The organism is Lentzea indica (assembly GCF_012184385.1).
GTDB lineage: Bacteria > Actinomycetota > Actinomycetes > Mycobacteriales > Pseudonocardiaceae > Lentzea > Lentzea indica.
This window is the reverse complement of the sequence record NZ_VSRL01000037.1, coordinates 16,874-36,276: the sequence shown is the minus strand read 5'-3', so window position 1 is coordinate 36,276 and position 19,403 is coordinate 16,874. Positions and strand designations below refer to the sequence as shown.

Annotated in this window: 19 protein-coding genes; 13 read left to right on the top strand and 6 right to left on the bottom strand. The window is 67.6% G+C overall.

Translation table 11 applies throughout. From position 1 onward, the window contains the following. Window position 1: 1 nt before the first annotated feature. Window positions 2–889 (bottom strand): substrate-binding periplasmic protein, encoded by an 888-nt coding sequence (locus tag FXN61_RS13355; protein ID WP_167973759.1) that lies wholly within the window; start codon window positions 887–889, stop codon window positions 2–4. Window positions 890–1,010: 121 nt separating this feature from the next. Here FXN61_RS13355 and FXN61_RS13350 point away from each other — a divergent pair, with 121 nt between their 5' ends. After that, on the top strand, window positions 1,011–2,075 hold the full coding sequence (locus FXN61_RS13350; protein WP_223165417.1) for a CdaR family transcriptional regulator: 1,065 nt from the start codon (window positions 1,011–1,013) through the stop codon (window positions 2,073–2,075). Between the two features lie 158 nt (window positions 2,076–2,233). Continuing rightward, window positions 2,234–3,235, top strand: coding sequence for an adenosine deaminase (gene add, locus FXN61_RS13345; RefSeq protein ID WP_167973755.1), 1,002 nt, complete (start codon window positions 2,234–2,236; stop codon window positions 3,233–3,235). 42 nt (window positions 3,236–3,277) lie between these two features. Here add and FXN61_RS13340 read toward each other — a convergent pair whose 3' ends face one another. From FXN61_RS13340 to FXN61_RS13330, 3 genes are all read right to left on the bottom strand, one after another. Then, a complete protein-coding gene (locus FXN61_RS13340; protein WP_167973753.1) occupies window positions 3,278–4,087 on the bottom strand; it encodes a PKD domain-containing protein in 810 nt (269 codons plus the stop codon). After that, on the bottom strand, window positions 3,987–5,534 hold the full coding sequence (locus tag FXN61_RS13335; RefSeq protein WP_167973751.1) for a hypothetical protein: 1,548 nt from the start codon (window positions 5,532–5,534) through the stop codon (window positions 3,987–3,989). The genes FXN61_RS13340 and FXN61_RS13335 overlap by 101 nt, the downstream gene beginning before the upstream one ends. Window positions 5,535–5,678: 144 nt before the next feature. Next, a complete protein-coding gene (locus tag FXN61_RS13330; RefSeq protein ID WP_188135003.1) occupies window positions 5,679–6,212 on the bottom strand; it encodes an isochorismatase family protein in 534 nt (177 codons plus the stop codon). Window positions 6,213–6,326: 114 nt separating this feature from the next. Between FXN61_RS13330 and FXN61_RS13325 the strand changes: the two genes are divergently transcribed. From FXN61_RS13325 to FXN61_RS13310, 4 genes are all read left to right on the top strand, one after another. Beyond that, window positions 6,327–7,166, top strand: a complete 840-nt coding sequence (locus tag FXN61_RS13325) for an SGNH/GDSL hydrolase family protein (RefSeq protein ID WP_167973749.1) — start codon at window positions 6,327–6,329, stop codon at window positions 7,164–7,166. A gap of 176 nt (window positions 7,167–7,342) precedes the next feature. Next, window positions 7,343–8,230, top strand: coding sequence for an AraC family transcriptional regulator (locus FXN61_RS13320; RefSeq protein WP_167973747.1), 888 nt, complete (start codon window positions 7,343–7,345; stop codon window positions 8,228–8,230). 96 nt (window positions 8,231–8,326) lie between these two features. Beyond that, window positions 8,327–8,695: an STAS domain-containing protein gene (locus FXN61_RS13315; RefSeq protein ID WP_167973745.1), complete on the top strand. Its 369-nt coding sequence runs from the start codon at window positions 8,327–8,329 to the stop codon at window positions 8,693–8,695. A gap of 11 nt (window positions 8,696–8,706) precedes the next feature. Further along, window positions 8,707–9,972: a prolyl oligopeptidase family serine peptidase gene (locus tag FXN61_RS13310; RefSeq protein WP_167973743.1), complete on the top strand. Its 1,266-nt coding sequence runs from the start codon at window positions 8,707–8,709 to the stop codon at window positions 9,970–9,972. Window position 9,973: 1 nt separating this feature from the next. On the opposite strand, the gene FXN61_RS13305 is transcribed toward FXN61_RS13310, so the two are convergent. Beyond that, window positions 9,974–10,531 carry a hypothetical protein gene (locus FXN61_RS13305; RefSeq protein WP_167973741.1) on the bottom strand — a complete coding sequence of 186 codons (558 nt, stop codon included), beginning with the start codon at window positions 10,529–10,531 and terminating at the stop codon, window positions 9,974–9,976. Beyond that, window positions 10,528–11,517 carry a LacI family DNA-binding transcriptional regulator gene (locus tag FXN61_RS13300; protein ID WP_167973739.1) on the bottom strand — a complete coding sequence of 330 codons (990 nt, stop codon included), beginning with the start codon at window positions 11,515–11,517 and terminating at the stop codon, window positions 10,528–10,530. The genes FXN61_RS13305 and FXN61_RS13300 overlap by 4 nt, the downstream gene beginning before the upstream one ends. A gap of 138 nt (window positions 11,518–11,655) precedes the next feature. Between FXN61_RS13300 and FXN61_RS13295 the strand changes: the two genes are divergently transcribed. The 7 genes from FXN61_RS13295 to FXN61_RS13270 all read left to right on the top strand — a co-directional run bounded on the left by FXN61_RS13295 (window position 11,656) and on the right by FXN61_RS13270 (window position 19,377). Next, window positions 11,656–12,693 carry an ABC transporter substrate-binding protein gene (locus FXN61_RS13295; protein WP_167973737.1) on the top strand — a complete coding sequence of 346 codons (1,038 nt, stop codon included), beginning with the start codon at window positions 11,656–11,658 and terminating at the stop codon, window positions 12,691–12,693. Next, window positions 12,683–14,173, top strand: coding sequence for a sugar ABC transporter ATP-binding protein (locus FXN61_RS13290; protein ID WP_167973735.1), 1,491 nt, complete (start codon window positions 12,683–12,685; stop codon window positions 14,171–14,173). The genes FXN61_RS13295 and FXN61_RS13290 overlap by 11 nt, the downstream gene beginning before the upstream one ends. After that, window positions 14,154–15,086 (top strand): ABC transporter permease, encoded by a 933-nt coding sequence (locus FXN61_RS13285; protein WP_167973733.1) that lies wholly within the window; start codon window positions 14,154–14,156, stop codon window positions 15,084–15,086. The genes FXN61_RS13290 and FXN61_RS13285 overlap by 20 nt, the downstream gene beginning before the upstream one ends. After that, window positions 15,083–16,045: an ABC transporter permease gene (locus FXN61_RS13280; RefSeq protein ID WP_167973731.1), complete on the top strand. Its 963-nt coding sequence runs from the start codon at window positions 15,083–15,085 to the stop codon at window positions 16,043–16,045. Before FXN61_RS13285 ends, FXN61_RS13280 begins: the two co-directional genes overlap by 4 nt. A gap of 7 nt (window positions 16,046–16,052) precedes the next feature. Next, entirely contained in the window at window positions 16,053–16,802 is a 750-nt protein-coding gene (locus FXN61_RS51980; RefSeq protein WP_246291401.1) for a sugar-binding domain-containing protein, read from the top strand. Beyond that, complete coding sequence (locus tag FXN61_RS13275) at window positions 16,802–18,766, top strand: AbfB domain-containing protein (RefSeq protein WP_246291400.1); 1,965 nt, start codon at window positions 16,802–16,804, stop codon at window positions 18,764–18,766. Before FXN61_RS51980 ends, FXN61_RS13275 begins: the two co-directional genes overlap by 1 nt. A 104-nt stretch (window positions 18,767–18,870) precedes the next feature. Continuing rightward, the gene (locus FXN61_RS13270; RefSeq protein ID WP_167973729.1) at window positions 18,871–19,377 is read left to right on the top strand and encodes an SRPBCC domain-containing protein; all 507 of its coding nucleotides are present in this window, start codon (window positions 18,871–18,873) and stop codon (window positions 19,375–19,377) included. The last annotated feature ends 26 nt before the right edge of the window (window positions 19,378–19,403 follow it).

The window sequence follows — 19,403 nt, the reverse complement described above, 5'->3', positions numbered from 1 at the left end:
CTCAGATGGTCGGCGGAGCCCAGTCCGCTGGCCGGTCGACGCCGCGGCGCAGCGGTGCGATGTGCGCGGCAGGCTTGAGGAACTGCTCCGGTTCGCCGCCGTACTTCTGCACGAGCTTGGTCATCTCGCCGCTCGCGTACATGGCGCGGATCTCCTTGGAGATGGCCGCTTCCAGTGCGGTCGCCTGCTTGGGCAGGTAGAAGCTCGTCATGTAGGAGCGGAAGTACTCGTACTCCGGCTTGGCCTTGACGTCGGCATCGGTCGGCGGCGTCAGGTACTGCGTCTGGAGCCCGAGGTCCGGCCGTGCCTTCTGGGCGGCGATGATGATCAGCGGATCGAGGAACCCGACGTCCGCCCGTCCTGCGCCGAGGTCGTCGATCACGCCGTTGCCGTCCGGGTAGGCCTGCAGCTTCGCGCCCGGCACCGCCTGGATCGACTTCACCCACACATAGCCCTCGACCGTGCCGAGCCGCAGCCCCTCGAGGTCGGGCACGGTCCGGTAGGTCTTGCCGGACTTCACCGCCATCGCCGGCGGCGAGTAGTAGGGCGGGTCGGTGAACAGGCCCTGTTTCTGCCGGTCCGCCGACCACGCGACGCCGCCGATGGTGATGTCGACCCGTTGCGACTGGACGCCGGCGAGCATGCCCGCGAAGTCGGTGACCTCGGGCTGCACCTTCAGGTTCAGCCTGGCCGCGACAGCGGTGAGGATCTCGCTGTCCAGCCCGGTCAGCTGGCGGTCCTTGTAGTCGGTGTAGGGCGCGTAGGGCTGGATGGCGACCTTCAGCACGCCCGGTTCGATGGTGCCCAGCTCCGAGTTCGTGGCCGCGCCGGACGAGCACGCGGCCAACGCGAGTCCGGCGACCAGGGCGAGCACAGCGGTTCTCGTCATGGCACACGTCCTTACTGGCTATGAGGTGGGACACACCGTAAGCCCGCATTGGCCTAAGGTCACTGGACGCCTTGACCGGAACTTAGCCGCAATTGACCTGCTGTGGTCGTACGATTCGTACGTGCTGACCGGATCGATCGCTCAGGAGATCGCGGCCGACACGAGCGCGATCATCGGGTTCAACGTGCTGATCACGGATCGCGACGGTGTCGTGATCGGCAGCGGCGATCCCGGCCGCGTCGGGTCGTTCCACGAGGCGTCCGTCGAGGTCGTGCGGCAGGTGCGGGCGATGAGCCACGACCCGGAGGCCGCGCGCCGCCTGTCGGGCGTCGAACCCGGCATCACCCTGCCGCTCGTTCTGAACGGCGAGGCGGTCGGCACCGTCGGCATCACCGGTTCGCCGGACCAGGTCGAACGCTTCGGCCGGTTGGTGCGCAACCAGACCGAGATCCTGCTGCGCGAGTCCGTTCTCCTGTCGTCCCGGCTGTTCCGCGAGAAGGCCGTCGAGGACCTGCTGCGCGACGTGGCGCACTTCGACCCGGCGACGGCGGATCCGGGGATGCTGACGTTGCGCGGCGACGATCTCGGCTACGATCTGCGGCTGCCGCGCGTCGCGGTGGTCGTGGAGACCTCGGCCGAACCCGCGTCGGTGCTGCGACGGTTGCGGAAGGCCTTCGACGATCCGCAGGACGTGATCGGGCGAGGTGGCTCCGGGCGTTTTGTGGTTCTGCACAAGGACAACGGCTCGATTCCGCCGATCGATCCGGAGTGCTCGGTCGGCGTGGGCGGGCGTGCCTGCGGAGTGCCAGCGCTGCACGATTCCTATGTGGACGCCTCGACCGCGCGGTACCTCGCGGCCAGGTTGCCGGGCTCGCCACGGGTCGTGCACATCGACGATCTGCGGGTGCACGAGCTCGTCGCGGCTTCCGGTGCACGTTCACGGCTGGTGCGGGCGTTGATCGGGTCGTTGCGGGAGCAGCCCGACTGGCCGGTGCTGCGGCTGACGATCGTGGAGTGGTGCGAGAGCGGGTTCAACCTGGTGCGGGCCGCGGCGGCGTTGAGCATCCACCGCAACACGTTGATCTACCGGCTGGGCAAGATCGAGGAGGCCGGGTTGAAGGTGCGCGACGCGCGGGTCGCCTTGAAGCTCTACCTGGCGTGCGTCGCCGACGTCCTGGACTCGTGAATTCGCTGTGCTGGTCCGTCCGCCCACTGCTACGTTGACGTTCGTGCCGGACTTCAAGCTGCCGCTCTACGGCGCTGACACCGAACGCGGCGACCTCGCTCCCTGAGTCGCCTGTTCTCTTCCCGACACCCTTCACCGCTTTCTCAGGGAGCTTTGCCATGCACTCGTTCATCCGCGCACTGCCCAAGGTGGAGCTGCACGTCCACCTCGTCGGCTCGGCCGGCATCGACACCGTTCTGGAGCTCGCTCGCCGTCACCCGGAGGCCGGGGTGCCGGCCGACCGGGACGAGCTGGAGCGCTTCTACACGTTCCGGGACTTCGACCACTTCCTGAAGGTGTACTGGGCGGTGCAGTCGATGCTGAAGGGCCGCGACGACATCCACACCCTCGTCGTCGGCCTGGCTCGCGAGCTGGCCCGGCAGAACGTCCGGTACGCCGAGGTCACCGTGACGCCCTACAACCACATGACCGACGGTATGCCGGGGGACGAAGTCCTTGCGGGGCTCGAATCCGGCCGGGCGATCGCTGCGGGCATCGGCGTCGAGCTGGCCTGGTGCTTCGACATTCCGGGCGAGAAAGGTCTTCCCGCTGCGCGAGAGACACTGGCGTTCGCGTTGAACCGTCCGGAGGGCTTGGTCTCTTTCGGTCTCGGCGGTCCCGAGGCCGGCGTCGGCCGCGCCCAGTTCGCGCCCTTCTTCGACGCCGCAAGGGATGCGGGACTTCATTGCGTGCCGCACGCGGGGGAGACCAGCGGCCCTGAGACCATCTGGTCCGCGCTGCGGGATCTCAAGGCTGAGCGGATCGGGCACGGCACGAGCTGCGTAGAGGATCCGGCCCTGCTGGAACACCTTGCGCTGAAAGGGATTCCGCTGGAGGTGTGCCCGACGTCGAACGTCCGCACGCAGCAGGTGGCGTCGATCGGGGCGCATCCCGTGCGCCAGATGCTCGACGGCGGTGTGGTGGTCACCTTGAACACCGACGACCCGCCGTTCTTCGGTGCCACGCTGGAAGGTGAGTACCTGGCGGTGGCCACGGCGCTCGATCTCGGACACGCCGATGTGGCGAGGCTGGCGGAGAACGCCGTGCTGGCCTCGTTCCTGCCCAACCCCCGCAAGACCCCGTTGCTGGAGGAGATCGCGGCGGTTCTCGCGGCGGTGTGAGACCGGTGGCCCGCCGGTGTTCGCCGGCGGGCCACCGTCACCTCACTGCTGCGGCACGAAGTACGAACGCTCGACGGTGCCGGACACGACGCCATCAGGCGTCCTGCTCGACACGGTCAGGTAGAACGACGAGCTGGACGACACCGTGTGTGTGAATCGGGCCTTGCCGTCCTCACCGACAGGTGCGACCTGCGTCTGGCCCCACGAAATGCTCCACAGGACCTCGTGCGAACCCGGCAACGTCGGCGTCACCACGAACTCGATCGGTTCACCCGGCCGTGCCGTCACGGGGCCGCCGTCCGGGAACTGCGGGCTCGTCACGGTGGGAAGCGCAGGCTTCACCTGAAAAAGGTACGACCGTTCGTCGGTTTCCTCACCGTCCGCGGTCACACCGCGCACGTGCAGGTAGTGGTGACCCGGCTTCTTGGGCGTCCACTGGACCTGCGTGCCCGTGGTGGTCTGCCACGGCTCGTCGTCGAAGTTGTACTTGTACGACACGACCGGCAGCCGCGGCGACGAGAACGTGAACGTGCCGGCCTGGCCAGGTGCGCCGCCCGGTTCGTACTTGTAGTCGTTGCTCGTCACTTCCGGTGCCGGAGCCTCGGCGAGGATCTCGGTCTCGCCCCAGCCCGAGCGCACGCCGGCGGCGTTGAGGCTGGCCACCCGCACGATGAAGTCGCCCTTCCTCGTGGGCGTGTACTCGAACGTCAGCGACCCGTCCGCGTTGGCGGGCAGCTGCTTCTCGGCTTCGTCACCGACCTTGTACACGTAGGACACGACACCGGTCCGGTTCGGCGTCACGGTGAACGTGCGCTTCTCGCCGACGAGCCCGTCCCACGGGTCGACGTCCACCCACGGCCGCAGTTGGTTGACCGTGAAGGATCGCTGCGAGGTGCCGGACTTCGCTCCGGCGGCGTTGACGGTCCAGACCTTGAGGTCGTGCCTGTCCTGGCCCGGTTCGAGGAAGGACAGCGTCTTGCGTCCCGTGCGGTCCTCGCCGACGGGCACGGTCTGCTCCGCGCCGTCGTCGATCTTGTAGACGAACTGCGATGCGCCGTCCTGGTTGGCGGTGAACACGATCTCGCGCGGCAAGCCGATCTCGAAGAGCGGAAGCTGCACGGACGGCGCGGTCGTGCGCACCCAGTACCGGTAGTCCGCGCCAGGCGAACGGTGACCGGCCCTGTCGATGCCCTTCACCGAGATGGACCACCGGCCCGTCCGTGGCCGGCGTGACGGTGATCGTGGCCTTGCCGCCGGGCGCGTCCGCGTTGACCCGGCCGCTGCCGATGCCCAGCCCGCTGTACTCGAACGCGATGATGTCCTTGTCGCCCTTGGCGTCGAAGGTGAAGTCACCCGCAAGACCCTGACCGCCGTCACCGGGCGGGCCACCGTTCTCGCGGTAGGTCGTCGACGAGATCGCCGGCGTCGTGGCGGGCGGGGTGAAGTCGGCGGTGAACTGGCACGGCGCGGACCACGCGGAGTTGACGAAGCCGTCCTCGGTGCGAGCGGCGAACGCGTAGACGCCACCGTCCACGACCATGCCGGCGGGGAACCAGCCGCTCACGGAACCGTTGCCTGCCAACAGCGGTCCGGTCTCGACGCGCTGCTCCGGTGTGGCGACGGGCCAGAACGCGAGCCGTCCTTCCAGTCCGTACGTGCCGTCGGCGTCGTGCACGATCGCCGACACCGCCGGCTGCGCTTCGTAGTGGAAGTTCGTTGCGGCGTCACAGGTTCCGTTCCCGACCTTCAGATCGGTCGGGACACCGGGCGGCGTGTTGAACGTCGTGCTCAGCACCGCCGCGGAGTCGTAGGTGCGGCCGTACTCGACCTTGCCTTGGAACTGCTCGGCGATCCGGAGCGCGAACGTGATCTCCGTCTTGCCTCGCTCGAGCGCCTTCTTGATCGGCTCGGCGACGTTCCAGGTGACCCACGGCGAGACGCAGTCCTCGTTCGCGGTGGGGGCGACGTTCGTGATCTCCCACGGCTGGTGCGCCCAGGTGATGTTGTCCTGCGGCTTCACGACCCACAGCTGCGTCGAACGCGGCTTCGTGCAGTCGTTCGCGGCCTTCTCCGGCGTGCGCAGCGATGCCGTGAACAGCTGCGTGCTCTTGAACCGTGTGATGTCGAACGTGAAGTAGGACTTGCCGATGTGGTGCTTGTCGTCACGCCAGGCCCCTACGCGGGCGTCTCCGGTCGTGATCGACTTGTACGGCTGCTTGGAGTCCGTGGTGACCCATTCAGCAGGCGTGAGCGTGGCCCTGCTCGGTTGCTGGGCGGCGTTCGCGGTGCCAGGTACCACCGCGAGACCTGCGACGAGCGCAGCGACGAGTGCCCCGGCGCTACGCCAGGGTCTGCCTGAGGTTCCCATATTCCCCCTAAGAGACGAACCGTTCGGCGGATCGTGTCATCCATCGAACGTCACGTCAGGGGGTTTTGTTGACTTTCAGTCAAATACTTGGGTCGCCGGTCGCAACTGGATCGTTCCTCCAGGGTGGACGGCGGTGCGGAGGAGCCGGTTGTGCCGCGCGATGATCTGCTCGGCGCTGAGCCCGGCCTCCTCATCGCCGTGGCGGACCGGCGCGTGCCCGTCCTCGACCAGCACCACGTCGAACCCGTGGCTCACGGCTGACCGCGCGGTCGCGTCGACGCAGTAGTCGGTGGCCACTCCGGTCAGCACGATGGTGTCGACGTTCTGGCTCCTGAGGAAGGCTTCGAGGTCGCTGCGGTAGAAACCGTCCGTCGCGGTCTTCTGGATCACGGTGTCCGAGGGCTGGAGCCGGAGACGCCCGGCGAGCCGCGTTCCCGGCTTCGCAGGGTCGAACATCTCGCCGCCGACCTGTTGCAGCGCGACGACCGGCACTCCACGGTCACGCGCTTTGGTCGCGAGCACGGCGATCCGGTCCGCGAGCTCTGTTCCCCGCCACACGACCGGGATCAGCACCTCTTGCACGTCGACGATCACCAGTGCCGCCTTCATCCGGCCACGGTATCTCGTTTGGCGGCGCGCGATGTGGTGCTTGGTGCAGGATGGTGACGGAACAACATCAACATTGGGGGTTCTGTGAAAAGAACGATCGTTGTCCTCACCGCAGTGCTGGCTGCTCTTGGCATCGCTCCCACGGCGAACGCCACGGCTTCCACGTCGCTCGTGGTGCTCGGCGACTCCTACGCGTCCGGCACGGGAGCGGGCGCCTATCAGGACGGAACCGCCGGCAACTGCTGGCGCAGCAACAACTCCTACGGCGAACAGGTGGCCGCCCGCCTGCGCGCCGCGGGCAGGCTCGGCTCGTTCGCGAACGTGAGCTGCAGCGGCGCCGCCACCGCCGACTTCGCCGTCCCGTTCAAGGACCGCCCTGCCCAGCTCGACGCGTTGAAGCGCGACACCAGCCTCGTGCTGCTCACCGTCGGCACCAACGACATCGACTACGCGGCCTACGGCGGCACGTGCATCCAGGCGGACTGCACCGGCGCCCCGACCGAGGCGATTCTGGCGAAGCTGCCGCAGATGGGCCGCAACGTCACGGCCCTGCTCACCGAGATCGACAAGCGCAGCCCGAACGCGCGCATCGTCCTCGTGGGCTACGGCCGCCAGGTGTCCACTTCGGACAACCCTCCCGGTGCGACCCTCGACCCGATCTGCGGCGAAGGCATCCTCACCACCGCGGAACGCCGCGAGGGCAACAGGGTGGCCGACGGCCTCGACGCCACGCTTCGCTCCGCCGTGACCGCGGCGTTCCGCAAGGGCGTCTTCGCCACCTACACCAGCCCGTTCTCCCGCCCCGGCACGTTCGAGGGCCACGCCCTGTGCGAGGCGGGAACCCCGTTCCTGCGTGGGTTCGACGCGCTGGCACCGGGCCAGGAGGGGCCGGAGGCCGTGTTCCACCCGAACCAGCAGGGTCAGACGGCACTGGCTTCGCTCGTCCGGGCCTAGTGAGTTGATGGCGGCGGAACGCTCTGCAGGGTTCGAGAACGTTCCGCCTGCCTGCAACGCCTTCCCGGCCAAGACGTCCTCCGGGCGCTGGACCGTGTCAGAGGAAACGACCGTCCTGGCGATGGACATCGCCGGAACGGGCGAGGATCGTGCAGCACGTGGAGCAGGTCGTCGAAGTGACTGACTTGGCCGCGGCACACGAGGTGCTCAGCGCGGCTTACGGCCGGATTCGCCTCGACGGCGGCCGTGACCGGTCGCTGATGAGGATGACCTCGCGGATGTTCGGGCGGGTCCGGTTCGACCGGGTCGGCGGGCGCATCGGGTTCAAGGCCACTGCTGAGCCGTTGCACAACTACGTGTTCGGGTACGTGGAGTCCGGGCGGGTCCGCCACAGTTCTGACGGTGAGGACCGGGTCTGGTTGCCTGGGGACGTGTTTCTCAGCGCGCCGCCTGATCGGCCGTTGGTGGCGGCGATCGAGGACCCCGAGGCGTCGGCGATCGTGTTGAGCCAGGCGGTGGTGGACGAAGTTGCCGACAACGTCCGGTTCGAGGGTTGTCGCCCGATCTCACCGCGTGCTGCTGCTGCGTGGCGATCGACGTGTCTGCACCTGCGTGACGAGGTACTTCCTCTGTTCGAGGAGCATCCGCTGGTAGTGGCGAATGCGACGCGCCTGCTCGTGGCCACCACGCTCGCTGCGTTCCCGAACAACACTCTCAACGAAGCGGTTGCGGATCGTCGTGATGCGCATCCTCAGACCGTGCGGCGCGCTATCGCGTTCATAGAGGACAACGCCGCGAAGGACGTCACCGCCGCCGACATCGCGCACGCCGCGCACGTGTCCATCCGCGCGATACAGCTCGCGTTCCGCCGTCACCTCGACATGACGCCGATGGCGTATCTCCGACGCGTGCGACTCTCCTGCGCTGATGCCGACCTGCGTACTGCGAACGGGTCAGTCACGGCGATCGCCGCCCGGTGGGGTTACGCCCGTCCGGGTGTATTCGCCGCGCATTACCGCGCGGCCTACGGGGTGTTGCCGTCGCAGACCCTGCGGTCAGGCTGAGGCGCTTCGCTTTCCCGGTAGCGCGTTCGCTTCCGCTGCTATCGCTCGGTGTCGCGGTGCGGTGAGGTGAAGTCCCGTTCTCCGATGTGAGGTCCTATGACCGCCTGTGAGTCCAGCCCGTTCGCCGTGCGGACGCAGCGTTCGGGCACCCGCTTCGTGGCCACCTGCCGGGGCGAGATGGACGTGACGACCTGCGACCTGTTCTTCGCCGCGGTGCTGCCCGGCGTCACCGACACCGCCACCGACCGCGTGTCCATCGACCTGGCCGAGGTGACCTTCCTGTCCGCGAGCGGCCTGCGCAGCCTCCTGCTCCTGCTGTGCGCCGCGCACTACAACGGCAAGTCGTTCGACCTGCACCGCCTCCAGCCCCAGGTGCGCCGCGTCCTGGACCTGTTCGGCTTCACCACCTTCAAAGCCGGCCTTGTGTGGGACGCGACCATGTCGCCGAGGGGCCGCCGTCACTAGCTTGACCAGCTATGTTGCTCCCGCTGGTACTCGTACTCTCGCTGACCCCGCCGACGTCGGGGGTGACGGTGCCCGGCGCCGAACATCAGCAGGTCGCCCGCCTGGCCGACCTCACCACGACCGGCCTCGTGGCCACCGGCCACACCGACCCGGCCGACTGGGCGGGCCTCACGAGCGCCGCGTTGCCCGTGCCCGCCGCCGTTCCCGGAATCCAGATCGACGGCTACTTCCCGGACACGTCCCGCACCAACACCAATCACGGCTGGCACGACTCGCAGTTCGTGCTCAGGCTGCCGGACCACTGGAACGGCGGCCTGGTCGTGACCGGCGCGCCGGGCGTGCGCGAGCAGTACGCCAACGACCGCGCCATCTCCGACTGGGTCCTCTCCCGCGGCTACGCCTTCGCGTCCACCGACAAGGGCAACACCGGCGTCCAGTTCTACCGCGACGGCCGCGCGATGGAGGAGTGGAACCACCGCTTCACGCAGCTCACCGTCGCGGCCCGTTCCGTTGCCGCCCAACGCTACGGCCGCGCCCCGCGCCGGACGATCGCCACCGGCATCTCCAACGGCGGCTACCTCGTGCGATGGCAGCTGGAGAACCGCCCGCACCTCTACGACGGCGGCGTCGACTGGGAAGGGACACTGTGGACGGTCGACGGCCCGAACCCGTTGACGTTCCTGCCTCCCGTGCTCCGCGCGTACCCGGCTCATCTCGCCGGCGATCCTGGGGCTCACGCGGCGATGGTCGCGGCAGGCTTTCCTGGCGGCACGGAATTCTTGTGGGACTACCACTACCGCTACTACTGGGACCTCACCCAGCGGATCTACCGCGAGGAGTTCGATCCGGCGTTCGACGGCGCCTTGGAAGCCGGCGTGCCGTTCTGCGCTTCGGGAACGCCCGCCTGCGACGCGGACTACTCCTATGCCGAGCGACGTCGCATAGCCGGTCCGTTGGTTTCGCGGATCGACTTGACGGGCAAGGTGAAACGGCCGCTGATCACGGTGCACGGGACGTACGACGTGCTGCTCCCGATCAGCCAGGATTCGGACGTGTACGCCGCGATGACGCCTGACCGGTTGCACCGGTACTACCGGATCGAGCAGGGCACGCACGTCGACGGGCTCGTGGACGCCTATCCGGATCGGTTGCGGCCGTTGGCGCCTTGTCATCGTTCGGCGTTCGTTGCTCTGGAGCGGTGGCTGGACGGGGTGGCGCCGCCGGAGTCGGCGACCTTGCCCAGGCCAAATGACGTGGCCACGTGCCCGTTGTCGTGACCTACAACGCCTTCGCACGCCCGTAGTCAGCGATCTCCATAGCCCACCGATAGACCTCGCCCAAATCCCCCAACGCCGCAGGCAAAGCGGGATCGACGAGGTGACCGTTCAACGCCTTGAGCAGTTCGTACAGGCCGAGATGACCCCACTCCCACAGCATGCTGTCGAAGTTGTACGAGTGCATCAACGGCGTGAGCCGTTGACGAATGGTGTCGATCGACGATTGAGACAGCCCAACGGCCCGCAACCGCGCGTCCGTCGCCGACTGCTCGGAGGAGGAGAACTCGGTGTCGAGGAACGGCTCGAACAGGTTGCCCCAGACGTCGAGCCGACTCACCACCGGGATGTCGTGACGCCGGCAGAACTCGGCCAGGCCTGGCTTGTCGTCCCACGACAGGAACAACGTCTCGCCCGACACGGTGCGGATCTCCAGCGGGCCCACCTCCACGTAGCAGTCGCGGATGCGAGAGGCGGTGAGGACACCGTGCGGGTGCACGCTGGCCCACGGGAACTCGTAGCCGGCGAAAACGATGTGGTCCGGACCGAACGTCACCGTCATCGGGCCACGGTACTTTCCCTCACCTGCAAAGAGAACGGGGTCTGCACGTCCTCGAGCGCCAGGTCCGGCTGGCCGGCGCGGCGTTGCAGCAGGTCCACGGCGGCGGAGGCGATGGCGGCCTTGTCGGGGGCGATCGAAGTCAGGGACGGGGAGCTGTAGACGCTTTCCTCGTTGTTGTCGAAGCCCACCACGGCAAGGTCGTGGGGCACTCGCACGAAACGTTCGGCGGCTGTTCGCATCGCGCCGATGGCCAGCAGGTCGTTGAAGCAGAACACGGCGTCGGGCGGGGTGCGCAGGTCCAGCAACGACTTCATCGCGGCGGCACCGTCGGCGCGGTGGTAGTTCAGAGCCGGTACGACCAGCTCCTCAACGAACGGCAGACCGGCTTCGGCCAGTGCCGCGCGGTAGCCCTCCAGGCGCAGGGCGGCGGTGCCGCGGTGAGGGTGGGCGCCGATCGCGGCGATTCGCTTGCGGCCCAACGAAATCAGGTGGCGGACCGCGGCCTGGGCCGCTGCCACGTTGTCGATGCCGACGCGCGAGATCGGGACGTCCACGGCGTGCTCGCCCAGCATCACGGAGGGGACGGTCAGCTGGAAGTCGTCCACCTGCAACGCTTCCGGGCTCAAGATCGCGGCATCCACCAGGTGCGGGCCGAGCGACGCCAAGGCCGAGCGTTCGCCGGACAGGGTGCCGAAGGTCTGCTCGATGAGCACGTTCCACTCGTGTTCCTGGGCCGCGGCGATGACGAGGCCCGTCAGCTCGGCGAAGTAGGGGATGGAGAGCTCCGGCAGGACCAGGGCGATGAAGCCGGTGCGGCCGCGGCGCAGGTTGCGGGCGCCGAGGTTGGGGCGGTAGCCGGTCGCCTCCAGTGCCTCCTCGACGCGGCGGCGGTTGTCGGGTTTGACGAACGAGTAGCCGTTGACCACGTTCGACACGGTCTTCACCGAGACGCCCGCCAGGCGGGCGACGTCCTTGAGCGTGGCCACACAGCCTCCTAGCCGAAAGGGAACCGGGACTCGTACCGGGAAAAGTACCGGGAAGGCCTCAGTCTTTACATCGTTGGAACAACGATGCAAATCTAGCGGTGAGAGCGCGTCCACGCACAGCCCGTGTAGGAGCCAACGATGTCTCGCACCCTGCTCATCGCCGTCACCGCACTGCTCGTCACGAGCTGCACCGCCAGAGAGAGCCCGCAGACCACGAACAGTGGCGGGCCCGCAGCGAGCGCCGCGCAGCAACAAACCTCGGGTCCTGGCTGTTCGCGGGCCAAGACCGGATATCCCCAAGTGGATGTCAAGGGGGCGACGGTCGGCTTCTCCCAGTCGGAGAAGGAAGCGAACCCGTTCCGCGTCGCCGAGACGCAGTCGATCAAGGACGAGGCCGCCAAACGAGGTGTGAACCTGCTGGTCACGAACGCGCAGAGCGACCTGAACAAGCAGATCAGCGACATCAAGTCGTTGCTCGATCGCGGGGCGAAGCTGCTGATCGTGGCACCGCTCAACTCCGACGGCCTGCAGCCCGCGTTCGACGCGGCCAAGGCCAAGCAGGTCCCGGTGATCACCATCGACCGCAAGGTGACCTCGCAACCCTGCACGGACTACCTCACGTTCATCGGCTCGGACTTCGTGGAGCAGGGCAAGCGCGCCGCCCAGCAGATGGTCAAGGCGACCGGCGGCAGCGGCAAGGTCGCGATCCTGCTCGGCGCGTCGGGCAACAACGTCACGGTCGACAGGACCAAGGGCTTCAAGGACGGGATCGCCGGCACCGGCCTCACGGTGGTGGCCGAGCAGACCGGCGAGTTCGACAGGTCCAAGGGCCAGGCCGTGATGGAGCAGCTGATCCAGAGCAACCCGGACATCACCGCCGTCTACGCCGAGAACGACGAGATGGGCGTCGGCGCCGTCACCGCTCTCAAAGCCGCAGGCAAGTCGCCGGGCAAGGACGTCAAGATCGTGTCCGTCGACGGCACGCGCAACGCCGTGCAGCTGGTCGCGGACGGCAGCTACACCGCGGTGATCGAGTCGAACCCGCGGTTCGGTCCGCTCGCGTTCGACACGCTGGAGAAGTTCGGCAAGGGCGACGAGATCCCGCAGAACATCGTGATCTCCGACGACGAGTACGACACCACGAACGCGGCGCAGAAGCTGAGCAATGCCTACTGATCCGGTCATCGAGGTCGCCGGCGTCACGAAGACCTTCGCCGGCGTGCGGGCGCTCGACGACGTGGACTTCACGCTCAACCGGGGCGAGATCCACGCGCTGGTCGGGGAGAACGGCGCAGGCAAGTCGACGCTGATCAAGGTGCTGACCGGCATCCACACCCCGGATGCCGGTCGCATCACCCGCAAAGGCCACATCTCCACGATCTACCAGGAGGTCAACCTCGTCCCGCTGATGAGCGTGGCCGCCAACCTGTTCCTCGGCCGCGAGCCGCGCAACCGGCTCGGCCTGATCGACCGCGCCCGCCGCAGCGCCGACGCCGCCGAACTGCTCACGGGCTACGGCATCACGGCGGACGTGAGCAGTCCACTCGGGACACTCGCGGTCGGCGAGCAGCAAATGGTCGCGCTGGCCAGAGCTGTCGAGGCCGACGCCGATGTCGTGATCATGGACGAACCCACGTCATCGCTGGAACCACGCGAAGTCGAGACATTGCTCGAAGTGGTGCGAAAACTCCACGAGGCAGGGATCGCGATCATCTACGTCAGCCACCGCATGGACGAGCTGTACCGGATCTGCGACACGGTCACGGTCCTGAGAGACGGGCGGAGCGTGCACAGCGGGCCGCTCAAGGAACTTCCGCGCATCGAGCTGGTGTCGCTGATGCTGGGCAGATCGGTCAACGAGATCCAGAAACACGGCACCACGGCGTTCGGCGAGGATCACTACGCCGGCAGAGAGCCGGTTCTCGAAGCAACCGGTCTCACCAGCAAACCCCGCATCAACGCCGTCAACGTGGCGATCCGGCCGGGTGAGGTCGTGGGCCTCGCCGGCCTGCTCGGGTCGGGCCGCACGGAGACCGCGAAAGCGATCATCGGCGCCCTCCCGCTCGACGACGGCACCGTGCTCGTCGCGGGCAAACCGGTGCCGCACAACGTGAAAGCGGCCACCAAGGCGGGCATCAGCATGCTCGCGGAAGACCGCAAGACGGAGGGGATCATCCCGAACCTGTCCGTGCGCGAGAACATCGTGCTTGCCGCGCTGCCGAGGCTGAGCAGGTTCGGCGTGATCAGCAGGGCGAGGCAGGACCGGATCGTCGACACGTTCATCACCCGCCTGCGCATCAAGGTCTCCAGCCCCGAGCAGAAGGTCGCGGAGCTGTCCGGCGGCAACCAGCAGAAGGTGTTGCTGGCCAGATGGTTGTGCACGGAACCCAAGATCCTGCTCCTCGACGAACCCACGCGCGGCATCGACGTCGGTGCCAAGGCGGAGGTCCAGGCGCTGATCGACGAGCTCGCGCGGGAAGGCCTGGCGGTGTTGCTGATCAGTTCCGAGCTGGACGAGCTGCTCGACGGCGCGGACCGGCTCATCGTGCTGCGGGACGGGGCCGTCGCGGGTGAGCTGGAGGGAGCCCAGCTCACCCGCGAGCACGTGCTCGGGGCGATCGCGGCGGAGGTGATGGATGACGCTGACAGCAACTAGAACACGCTGGCTCCAGGACAACGGTGTCTACGTCGCCGTTGTCGCGCTGCTGCTGTTCAACGCACTCTTCACGGCCAACTTCCTGACGCTCGGCAACTTCACCACGCAGCTCGTCCAGGCCGCGCCCGTCCTGATCGTCGCGCTCGGCATGGCGCTGGTGATCGGCACCGAAGGTGTCGACCTGAGCGTCGGCGCCGTCATGGCGCTGGCCGCCGCGATCATCCCGCTCTACCTCGGCGCCGGCCCGCTCGTCGCGATCACGATGGCGCTCGTCGTCGGCCTGGCAGCGGGCGCCTTCAACGGCTTCCTCGTCGCCGAAGTCGGCATCCAGCCGATCGTCGCCACCCTCGCGCTGCTGGTAGGCGGACGCGGCTTGGCGCTGGTCATCGCGGAGGGCCAGCTCGTGCAGCTGCACGACCCGGCGTTCCTCGCACTCGGCACCGGCGACGTGCTCGGAATCCCGATCAGCGTGCTGATCGCGGTCCTGCTCGCGGTGGTGGTCGCCGGTCTCACCAACCGCACGACGTTCGGCCGTCAGCTCGTCGCGATCGGCGGCAACCGCAAGGCCGCCACGCTGGCCGGACTCCCGGTCAACCGGGTGCTGGTCGGCGTCTACGCCATCTGCGGCGTGCTCGCCGCGGTCGCCGGCGTCCTGGCCACCTCCAGGCTCGCCGCCAGCGACCCCGCGGACATGGGCCTGCTCATGGAACTGTCCGCGATCACCGCGGTGGTCGTCGGCGGAACTCCGCTCACCGGCGGCAAAGTGCGCGTGCTCGGCACGGTGATGGGCGTGGTCCTGATGCAGCTCGTCCGTGCCACCCTGATCAAGCACAACCTGCCTGACTCGATCGCGCAGATGATCCAGGCCGCGATCATCATCGCCGCCGTGTACGTGGCACGGGAGCGCCGATGACCACCCCGATGACCACCCTGACCGCGGCAACCAGAACCAAGGTCCTGCAACGCCAGGGCGCCGCTGTCGCGCTGGTGCTGATGGTCGCGGTGTCCTGGCTGGTCTTCCCGCGCTTCGGCAGCCTCGACAACCTGCGCGATCTGGCCCTGCAGGGCTCGTTCCTCGCGGTGATCGCGCTCGGCATGACGTTCGTGATCATCACCGGTGGCATCGACCTGTCCGTCGGCTCGCTCTACGCCCTCGGCGGCGTGCTCGCGGCCTGGGGCTCGCAGTACGGCTTCCTGGTGGCGCTGGCACTGCCGCTGCTGGTGTGCGGGCTCATCGGGTTGATCAACGGCCTGCTGATCGCCCGCACGAACATGGCGCCGTTCATCGTCACGCTGGCGTCCCTGCTGTTCGCACGCGGACTCCTGCTCGCCATCACCGACGAGGGCGCCAACACCTACCAGATCCCGCCGGACAGCGCGTTCGTCGAACTGGGCCGCGGCACGGTGTTCGGCTTCGGCTATCCGATCTTCATCGCGGCCGTGCTGTGCGTCCTGGGCGGGATGATCCTGAACCGAACGAGCTTCGGCCAGAACGTGTTCGCAGCAGGCGGCGCCGAGCAGTCCGCGATCCTGATGGGTGTTCCCGTCGCGAAGACCAAGATCCTCGTCTACACGATGAGCGGCACGCTGGCGGGCCTCGCCGGCGCCCTGACCGCCGCCTATCTGCAATCGGGCGTCACGGTCATCGGCGTCGGCACCGAACTCGACGCCATCTCGGTCGTCGTCATCGGCGGAACCCTGCTGACCGGTGGCATGGGCACGGTCCTCGGCACCGTGATCGGTGTCGGCCTGATCAAGGTCATCCAGAACGTCATCAACCAGATCGGCACGCTCGACAGCAACTACCAGTCGGTGGTCAGCGGCGTCTTCCTGCTCGTCGTCGTTGTCCTGCAACGAATACTTCGAAGATAGGAGAGCCATGACCAGACGCGTCCTGGGCGTGTTGGTCGGAATCCTGATCACAGCCACTTTCATCACCCCCGCCGCGCACGCGGTGGAGTGGGTCCCGAAAACCCCTCCGCTGACGACACCCTGGACCGCCCAGGTGTCGCCGGCCAACGCCCTGCCCGAGTATCCACGCCCGCAGCTCGTGCGCACCGAGTGGCAGAACCTCAACGGGGTCTGGGAGTTCGCCGGAGCACCGAACCTGAACAACCCGCCCTTCGGCAGGCCGCTGGCCGAAGGCGTGCTCGTGCCGTACCCGATCGAGTCCGCGCTGTCGGGGATCAAACGGCACGAGGACAACATGTTCTACCGCCGCACCTTCACCGTTCCGTCCACTTGGAACGGACGGAGCGTGAAGCTCAACTTCGGCGCCGTCACCTGGGAGACGAGGGTCTGGGTCAACGGCAGGCAGGTCGGCACGCACACCGGTGGCTTCGACGCGTTCTCGTTCGACATCACGCCCGCGCTCCAGGCGGGAACGAACGAGATCGTCGTCGGCGTTCACTCGCCGATCGACGGCAGCCGTTATCCGATCGGGAAACAGCGCCGCGACCCGAGCGGAATCTTCTACACCGCGGCATCCGGCATCTGGCAGACCGTCTGGCTGGAACCGGTGCGAAGCGCACACATCACGCGCCTCGACACCACCCCGGACGTCGGTGCGGGCGTGCTCGACCTGGTCGTGCAGGCACCGCCGGCCAGAGCGTCACAGCCGAGGTCCTGATGAACGGCACCGTCGTCGGCTCGCGCACCGGTACGACCGGCGGCCACCTGCGGATCCCGGTGCCCAACGCCAGGTTGTGGTCGCCGGACGACCCGTTCCTCTACGACCTGCGCGTCACGCTGGCCGGCGGGGACGTCGTGACCGGCTACTTCGGCATGCGCTCGCTCGGCAAGGCGATGGTCGGCGGTGTCATGAGGCCGTTGCTGAACGGGAAGTTCGTCTTCCAGATCGGCACGCTCGACCAGGGCTACTGGCCGGACGGCATCTACACGGCGCCGACCGACGAGGCGCTGCGCTGGGACCTGGAACGCCAGAAAGCTTTGGGGTTCAACATGGTTCGCAAGCACATCAAGGTCGAGCCTGCGCGCTGGTTCTACCACGCCGACCGGCTCGGGCTGATGGTTTGGCAGGACATGCCGTCGCTCGACGCGGTCGACGAGGTCCCGAACGGGCGCGCGAACTACGAGTCCGAGCTGCGCCGGATGCTCGACCAGCTCAAAGGCATCACGTCGATCGTGCAGTGGGTGCCGTTCAACGAGGGCTGGGGCGAGTACGACGCCGGCCGGATCGTCGACCTGGTCCGCTCGATCGACAACACCCGCCTGATCAACCACAACTCGGGTTCCAACTGCTGCGTCTCGGATCCCGATCCCGGCAACGGCGACGTGATCGACGACCACGCCTACCAGATCACGACCGCCACCCGGCCGCCCGACAACAACAGGGTCGCGATGCTGGGCGAGTTCGGCGGTCTGGGCCGCCGGGTCGTCGGCCACGAGTACGAGCCGGGCAAGGGATTCGCCTACGGCGCCCTGTATCCGGACGAGCAGTCGCTGACCAAGCGGTACGAGGAGATCGTGAAGCAGGTCGCCCGGCTGGTGCACACGCGCGGATTGTCCGCGTCGGTCTACACCGAGCCGTACGACGTGGAGAACGAGGTCAACGGCTTTTACACCTACGACCGCCGCGTGCTGAAGATGACGGAGGCACGGGTGCGGGAGATCAACCAGAAGGTGCTCGCGATCGCGCGCGGCACGGCGGTGGGTCCGGACGACGTGGTCTCGTTGCGCGTCACGACGACCGGTTACACCAACCGCTACCTGCGCCACCAGGACGGTCTCGCCCGCACCGACGTGATCAGCACGGACCTGGGCAGGCTGGACGCCACCTTCCACGTGCGTCCAGGACTCGCTGATGCAGCATGCCTGTCGTTCGAGTCACGGAACTTCCCGGGCCAATTCCTCAGGCACAGCAACGGACGCATCCGGAAAGACGTGAACAACGGCACGATTGCGGCCGACGCCACGTTCTGCGCGCGGGAAGGCTCAGGCGGCACCGCGCTGGAGTCGTACAACCAGCGAGGTTCGTTCGTGCGGCACTACAACGAGGCCGTCCACCTGGCGCGTTCCGGTGGCCCGAACCCTTGGGACACACCGAACTCGTTCGCCGCGGACACGACGTGGGCGATCGGCGTCGCGTTGTGGCGCAGCGGCGCGGACCTGCCGCTGGACCAGGCCCGGTCGTTCCGGGTGACCACGCCCGGTTTCACCGACCGCTACCTGCGGCACCGCGACGGTCTGGCACGCACGGACGTCGTGACGAGCGCGAGCGACGGCCTGCTCAAGGCCGACGCGACGTTCGTGGTCAGGCGCGGGCTCTCCGACCCGACCTGCTACTCGCTCGAGTCTCGCAACTTCCCAGGGAACTACCTGCGGCACGCGGATTTCCGCGTTCGCCTGAACACCAACGACAACACCGACCTCTTCCGCCGCGATGCGACGTTCTGTGCCCAGCCTGGCAACGGCGGCGTGCGGCTGGAGTCGGTCAACGAGCTCGGCACCAACGTCCGTCACTACGCGGAGGAGGTCTGGGTCGCCTCGAACGGCGGCGCGCACATCTACGACAACCCGGTCTCCTACGCGGAAGACGTGAGCTGGGCGGTCAGTTCACCATGGACACCGTAGGACGAAAGACACTGCTGACCCCCTGATCGGCCGATGTCCACCGGGACGCTAACGCGTATTTTCTTCACGTCTGTGTCCCGGTGGAACTCTTTCGAGGTGATCACGTGTTGGCAGCCGGTCTGGTGCTCGCGGTGCTGGCGAGCGGTTCCCCGCTGGATCCCAGGGAGCCGGGCGAGCACTCGGTGATCTACCGCGTCGACACGGTCGTCTCGGCGTCCCAGGAGCGGATCTACGGGCTGCTGACGGACTTCGCCGGCTACTCGCGCTGGAACCCGTGGGTCACCAAGGCCGCCGGTGGCACGGCGCCGGGCGACGAGGTGAAGGTCGACGTCATCCTCGGCTCGGTGACCATGGCCGCGAAGCACGTCGTGCTCAACGGGGTGCCCGGTCAGCGGTTCTGCTGGAAGGACGCCGGCTGGAACTCGTGGTTCGTCTACGGGCAGCGCTGCCGGACGCTCACGTCGCAGCCCGACGGGACCGTGCTGGTGTCCAACGAGCTGCTGATCGACGGTGTGCTGTCCGGGGGAGCGAACCACTTCATGGGCAAGGCGATGCGCGACGGCATGCAGGCCGAGAACGCCGCTCTCAAGCGCGTTGCCGAATCGTCTTAGGTGCGCGAGTCATGGACAGAAGGTGG